Annotated in this window: 5 protein-coding genes and 1 pseudogene; 5 read left to right on the forward strand and 1 reads right to left on the reverse strand. The window is 57.4% G+C overall.

The window, feature by feature from the left end; all coding sequences use genetic code 11:
* Nucleotides 1-388 precede the first annotated feature (388 nt).
* The 3 genes from NKI47_RS34405 to NKI47_RS34415 are packed head-to-tail and all read left to right on the forward strand — an operon-like array spanning nucleotide 389 to nucleotide 5209.
* Nucleotides 389-1444, forward strand: a complete 1056-nt coding sequence (locus NKI47_RS34405) for a GHMP family kinase ATP-binding protein (RefSeq protein WP_352596179.1) — start codon at nucleotides 389-391, stop codon at nucleotides 1442-1444.
* A 10-nt stretch (nucleotides 1445-1454) separates the two neighbouring features.
* Nucleotides 1455-2510 carry a cysteine synthase family protein gene (locus NKI47_RS34410; protein WP_352596182.1) on the forward strand — a complete coding sequence of 352 codons (1056 nt, stop codon included), beginning with the start codon at nucleotides 1455-1457 and terminating at the stop codon, nucleotides 2508-2510.
* Nucleotides 2510-5209: a lyase family protein gene (locus NKI47_RS34415; RefSeq protein WP_352596185.1), complete on the forward strand. Its 2700-nt coding sequence runs from the start codon at nucleotides 2510-2512 to the stop codon at nucleotides 5207-5209. The genes NKI47_RS34410 and NKI47_RS34415 overlap by 1 nt, the downstream gene beginning before the upstream one ends.
* Before the next feature lie 52 nt (nucleotides 5210-5261).
* Here NKI47_RS34415 and NKI47_RS35325 read toward each other — a convergent pair.
* Nucleotides 5262-5388 (reverse strand): annotated as a pseudogene (locus tag NKI47_RS35325) (IS110 family transposase); the annotation flags it as partial.
* A gap of 320 nt (nucleotides 5389-5708) precedes the next feature.
* Here NKI47_RS35325 and tnpA point away from each other — a divergent pair.
* A complete protein-coding gene (gene tnpA / locus NKI47_RS34420; RefSeq protein WP_352596188.1) occupies nucleotides 5709-6062 on the forward strand; it encodes an IS66-like element accessory protein TnpA in 354 nt (117 codons plus the stop codon).
* Nucleotides 6059-6203, forward strand: a 145-nt coding sequence (gene tnpB / locus NKI47_RS34425; protein WP_352596191.1) for an IS66 family insertion sequence element accessory protein TnpB, incomplete at its 3' end; no start/stop codon positions are given. The genes tnpA and tnpB, both read left to right, overlap by 4 nt.

Here is a 6203-nt window from a genome sequence, read left to right on the forward strand (position 1 = left end):
CGGCCGGCAAGCAGTTGGTCCAGAAGTTCCTTCTCAATAGCCATGCGATGATTCTCTCCTTTCCATCATCATGGCCTCGCGCACAGAATTCCCGACAGTCCCCTCAAAACGGCGTCCCCTGAACGTCACCGGCACCCAAATTCGCTGAGACCACTCCATGCCACTCTGCCGGTAATCAAACAGTGCAACAGATCCTACAAGTAATTTCACAGAACCTTTGCTCACCTAAAATCGATGACGATGGTAGCTTCTCCAAAACCTGAGGTCAGGCACCTAGGCGCCCTAGGTACTTGAAAGTATCCCGACTGAAACGCGAGCCCATCTTCCAATGATCCGGTCTCGTCTGTAGCGGCAAATCACACTTCAATGAATCTGACGGGGAAGTGATATGGCGATCCAAAATTCTACCCATCCAATCGGCCCTCCGGGAAGCGGGGTGAGCATTGCGGCTAGAGAACTTGTGGAAGCGGCCGCCGATGAAGTTTGGAGGCCATACTTCTATCACCAGACATTCGATGGCGCAGATGCGGCTGAGATTATCGCCGAGGACGGGCAGCAGCTAAGGGTTCATTCTAGCAACGCTCTTTGTTGCGGCACATTCGGCGAGTTGCTCCAAGGCCAGTTACCGGTCGGGTCCGTTTCCCGGGACCCTAATTTCTTGGTCACCATGCCTATCGCGCTCTTTGCGCGAGCTCACTTCAAGCCAATTGCAGGCACACAATGCGTAACCGTTTATCCGTCCCATAAAGTCAAAGCTAAACGGCTGGCGGAGAATCTCGTGATTGCACTCGGCGCCTCAGGAGGAATCCTCCTTTTGCAATCTGAGCTCCCCGAAGGCAAAGGGCTGGCGAGTTCGTCTGCGGATCTTGTTGCGACGGCACGGTCAATCGCCTGCTGCTTCAAGCGTAGAGTCCGGACATCATTGATGGAGAAGCTAATGGCGGAGATCGAGCCATCCGACGGGGTGATGTACCCAGGAGTGGTCGCATATCAGCAGCGTGCATGTAGCCTTCTCTCCTTCCTTGGGCAAATGCCGCCGCTTGCAATCGTGGGTATCGATGAAGGAGGGACTGTCGAAACTGTCGACTATGATCAACGGCGAGGTGTAATATCCGCCAGTCACAGAGCGGAATATCACCAATTACTCGAACGCGCACGGATCGCAATTCCGCGGGGTGACACGGCCACGATAGGCAGAATAGCTACGACCAGCGCGCTCCTGCATCAGGAGCGGGCTCCAAAGGAGCATCTGAACTCCATGCTGAAAGCATCCGAGGCCACTGACGCTCTCGGGGTCATAGTCGCGCACAGCGGCACAATGATTGGAATCCTGCTTGATCGAATGGCGGCTGACTTTCCACGGAAGCTTCGGGCAGTGCTCGCCCATGTATCGCCGTTCGACAACTCGCCAAAAATATATCTGACCATGACTGGTTGCCGGTAAGGTAAGCAATATGGACGCTGTTCGCAAACGCCTCCCATTCTCCGGCTATTCTGATGCCTATGCTCTTCCCAGCATTATTAGGTGTGAGACAAACCTATATCTTGCGCAGTTCGCGTTCATGAAGCTTCTCCCTGCGAAGTACATCATTGAGCAAGCGCTGGCTCGAGGGGCTTTGACGCACGGCATGAAAGTTCTCGAGACCTCGAGCGGGACCTTCGCGCTCGGTTTGGCCGTGGTTTGCCGGGAATGTGGATTCCAACTCGAAATCTTCACAGACCCAGTGATGGACAAAGGCCTGGAAAACAGGTTGAGCTCCTTGGGAGCCGAAGTCTTCATAATAACTGAAAAGGCGAGGGAGGGTGGTTATCAAAGAAGCCGCCTCGACGCATTACACGCTAGGATGAGAAAGTTGGGCCACTCCTGTTTCTGGCCCCGGCAATACGAAACACCCGACAACCCCGCAGCCTATAAGCTCTTCGCCGATCAAATATCGGGGATATTGGGCGCCGACGTAACTTTGGTCGGTTCTGTGGGGTCAGGCGGCTCTACTTGCGGAACGATAGAGCGCCTCCGCCAAAAAGCCCCTCGCGCGCGCCTGATTGGAGTGGACACCTTCAATAGCGTCATTTTTGGCCAACAGGATGGCGAACGGAAACTGCGGGGGCTGGGGAACAGTCTTGTGCCCAAGAACGTGAAGCATGAACTCTATGACGAGGTGCATCTCATCTCGGCTCCGCTCGCATTTGCTGCAATGCGAACCCTCCACGAGCGCCACGCCGTTTTCGCCGGTCCGACCTCTGGAGCGAGCTACATCGTGGGGCGCTGGCGTGCTCGGCAGTGTCCAGAAGAGACTGTAGTCGTCATATGTCCTGATGAAGGCCACCGCTACGTCGAAGCTGCATACGACCGCGAGTGGCTAAAGCAGAACGCATGTCTAAACGACAGTGTTCTGCTGGGCGCGCCGGCCACCGAAAATCACCCCTCGACCGCCCTCCCACCGTGGAACCGATATCTTTGGGAACGGAGAACCCGCGAAGCTGTCCTGAGCCTTTTGGAGGAAGTTTGATGAACCGAGGTAGCTTCCTTTTCGTGGAAAGCAACACGACGGGCACTGGCGAACTATTGATGAAGCGGGCCCGACTCCTGGGCTTTGAGACCTACCTTGTTACCCGCAACCCTGCGCGCTATCCGTTTCTTAGGGACTCCCTCGCCCAAGTTATCGAAGCTGAAACGCGAAGTCCGGATGAACTCATTGGGGTCGCCGCCAAATTAAGAGGGCTGGAAGGAATATATTCATCGTCGGATTATTTTGTGGAAGCAGCGGCAAATATCGCGACGGCGATTGGGCTGCCAGCAGCGAATCCGGAGGCTATAGCTACATGCCGGAACAAATGGCAGCAAGCGGCCGAGTTGCAGCGACAATCAATCACGATCCCTGAAACTCGGCTGGCCACTTCCGTCAGGGACGTCGAGAATATTCTTGCCCAAGCTACTCTGCCGGTGGTTGTCAAGCCGGTGTCCGGAAGCGGTAGTAGCGGCGTGAGGTTGTGCGCTACTGCCGCAGCCGCCATCAGGGCGTTTGAGATTGCAAGGGTCGCACTGCTCGATCAAGTGGATCTGTCCAGTCCCGACATCCTCATCCAGCAATATGTCGAGGGTAAGGAATACTCGGCAGAGATAATTGCGTGCGATGGGATGATGCATTGCCTTGGAATTCTTGCCAAGCACAAAGGCCCGCCTCCCTGCTTCGTGGAGGTGGGGCACGACTTCCCGGCCCCGCTCTCGGAGCCGTCCCTCCGGGGATTGTCCTCTTTTGCCGTGAGCGCGGTATCGGCTCTCGGCCTGGAGTTCGGACCGGCTCATGTAGAGTTCGTGATAGCGGAGTCGGGCCCAGTCATCATTGAGGTCAATCCCAGGCTGGCTGGAGGAATGATTCCGGTCATGCTGTCGCATGCCTTGGGCACGTCAATCCTTGACATGGTAATTAGACTTTACGCGGGAGAAGGGTTCACGCCTCCACGGGCGAGCGCAAGGGCGGGAGCCATCCGTTTCCGACTTGCTCACACGTCCGGGAAGCTCAAACGCCTGGGCTTTTCTCGAAATCCAGAATCTACAGTGCCTGAAGCGGGTCTTCTGAAATCTGAGGGGGAGAAAGTTCGAATAAATGGCGACTTTAGAGACCGGGTGGCCTACGCCATAGGCGTCGCTGATGAACTCAATGCCGCCGCCGCGGCAGCTGAACGGATGATCGATTCCACTGTGATGGATATTGAGGCGGCTACCGGAGAGTCGGACGACAAGCAAGAAGCTGGGTCAAGCCAGGGCAGGTGGAACCTACATCCCGAAGCGATGAAGTTGCTCGCTCCGCCTATCGAAATCTCGCGCGACGGTCGCCTTCTGCGGCACCAGGCGACCATAGACGAAGCACATCTGGTGATGCTGGCGGATCAGGACTTGGTCAGCCAGGCAGGCGCCGCCGATCTCCTCAAGCACATCTTGGACCTCCAGGACGAGAGCTTTCAGTCTTTGGAGGGCCGCGATGCTCCGCGTGGTGTCTATCTGGCCTATGAGGCCGAACTTGCGGCCAGAGCTGGCTCGGAAAAGGCCGGCTGGCTGCACCTTGCCAGATCCCGTAACGACTTGAACGCGACCATTTCTCTCTTGGCCTTTCGAGAAGCTGCGTGTTCCATCTCGCAACAGATAGGAACTGCACAGGATGCCCTGCTTCAGCGAGTGGAGGAAGCATCGAAAATTGTGGCTCCGCTGTACAGTCAGTACCAGATCGCACTCCCTGGGTCGCCAGGGCACTACCTGCTCGGCGTCTTCTTCGCTCTGGGGCGCGAGCGCCGGCGCCTCCATTGCCTGCTGGAAGACATCAGGAATTGCCCTATGGGGGCGGGTGCGGGCGGAGGCACCAGCATGCCTATAGATCCCTTGAAGACCGCAAATCTTCTGGGATTCGAATTACCGTCATTCAACTCACTTGATGCGGTTGCAAGCCGCGATCATCACCTGCAAGGGCTTTCAGTGTTCGCTGGCGTTTCAATCTTGCTAACTCGTGTGGCCCAGGACCTGCAGGTTTGGACAACGCGCGAGTTCGCTCTCATCGACATTCCTCACAATCTTGCTGGCGGCTCTTCCATGCTGCCTCAAAAGAAGAACCCGTTTCTGCTTGAACACATAAAGGGGTCGGCAAGCACCGTGATTGGCGCATACGTATCTGCAGCAACGGCTACCTGCAAATCGCCTTTCAGCAACTCGATCGAAGCAAGCAACTACGGCTGCTCTCCTCTGGGCATTGCAGAAGATGCCTTGAAGAGGGCCATCACCCTCACATCGCTCATCGTAAAATTTATGTCTTTCAACGTCCGGTCGATGCGTGAAAATCTGGAAGACGGCTCACCGATGACGTCAGTCGCCGCAGAACGGATGGCGTCGCGAGGCGTTCCTTTCAGGAAGGCCCACACACTAGTTAGCGAGATCACCAGGCGCCTGTCTCTGGATAGCTCCGTGGCGGAGCGCCGATGCGAGTTGGCCAGCCACCTCGGCAGTGTGTTACCGGAGAGTCTTGAAGAATGCAGGGATGCTCTGCAGTTCGGAGGAGGACCAGGAAAAAGATCATTCGACGACCAGGTATCCGCAGCAAAAACGCTTTTTCGGGACGCGCAGCTGAAATGTGCGGACATAAGGGAACGCTGTGCGCTCGCCGAGAAGCACCGCAAAAAGAGGGTGAAAGAACTCATTGATAAGCACCGGACTGCCTGAAGGTGTGTATGTTGGAACGTCCGCTGTTGGATTGCGTACAGTCTATTCTAGTGCCAGGCAGTCGGGACTTGCCTCCAGTCGTATGTTGTCGTGGTATGAGGCCCAGCCACGCCGGTGGATCACAGACCGATGGAAAACGCCGCCGTATCATGTGATGCGGCAACCAGCGCGCCGGGCGTCAGATCGCTAATGCCGGTGATAGTCCGCCATCATCGTCATGGCGTGGCAATCCGCTCGGGGCGTTCGGTAGCTGGGCCCGATAATGGCGCCGAAGCCGCTCACCGGCTCGCCGCGCGGTCTGCTGCACGTTTCCCAAACTCCGCTGGCGATGGCGGAGTGTGGCAACACTGACAACGTCACCGTGTCGCTATTAGGTCCATGAACTGGGGGTTGATTGATGCGGCGTACGCCTCCGGCGAAGGCCGCCTTGCGTGAGCATGGCACGGTAGCGAGGCTGCGCTCTTAAGGTTGTCCTTACGAGCGTAGTTAGCAGCACAGCATGAGCCATGTGACGTTATTGACCGGACCGGAGCGTCGTCGTCGTTGGCGTGAAGAGGATCAGTGCCGGATACTTGCCGCGGCATTCGCGCCCGGGGCCACAGTGGCGGCGGTGGCGCGTCAGTACGATGTCGCGACCAGCCTGATCTATAAGTGGCGCCGCACGCTGAGAGCCCGCGAGACGGGCTTTGCCGAAGTTGTCGTGGTTCCCGATGAGCCTGTCGCCGCGTCGGTGCCGGCGGCGCCCCCAGCGGTGATCGAGCTGGAGATCGCCTGCAAGGTGCGGCTGCGGATTCCGCTGACCACGCCGCCGACACTGGCGGCGGCGATGGTGAAGGCGCTGGGCGTTTCATGATCCCGGTTCCGAGCCAGGTGCGGATCTGGTTGGCGGTCGGCCGGACCGATATGCGTCGCGGAATGCAAGGCCTCGCTCTGCAGGTTCAGGAGACGTTGGGCCGGGATCCGCATGCCGGCGATCTTTATGTCTTCCGCGGCC

Source organism: Mesorhizobium sp. M0633 (assembly GCF_040320645.1).
Lineage (GTDB): Bacteria > Pseudomonadota > Alphaproteobacteria > Rhizobiales > Rhizobiaceae > Mesorhizobium.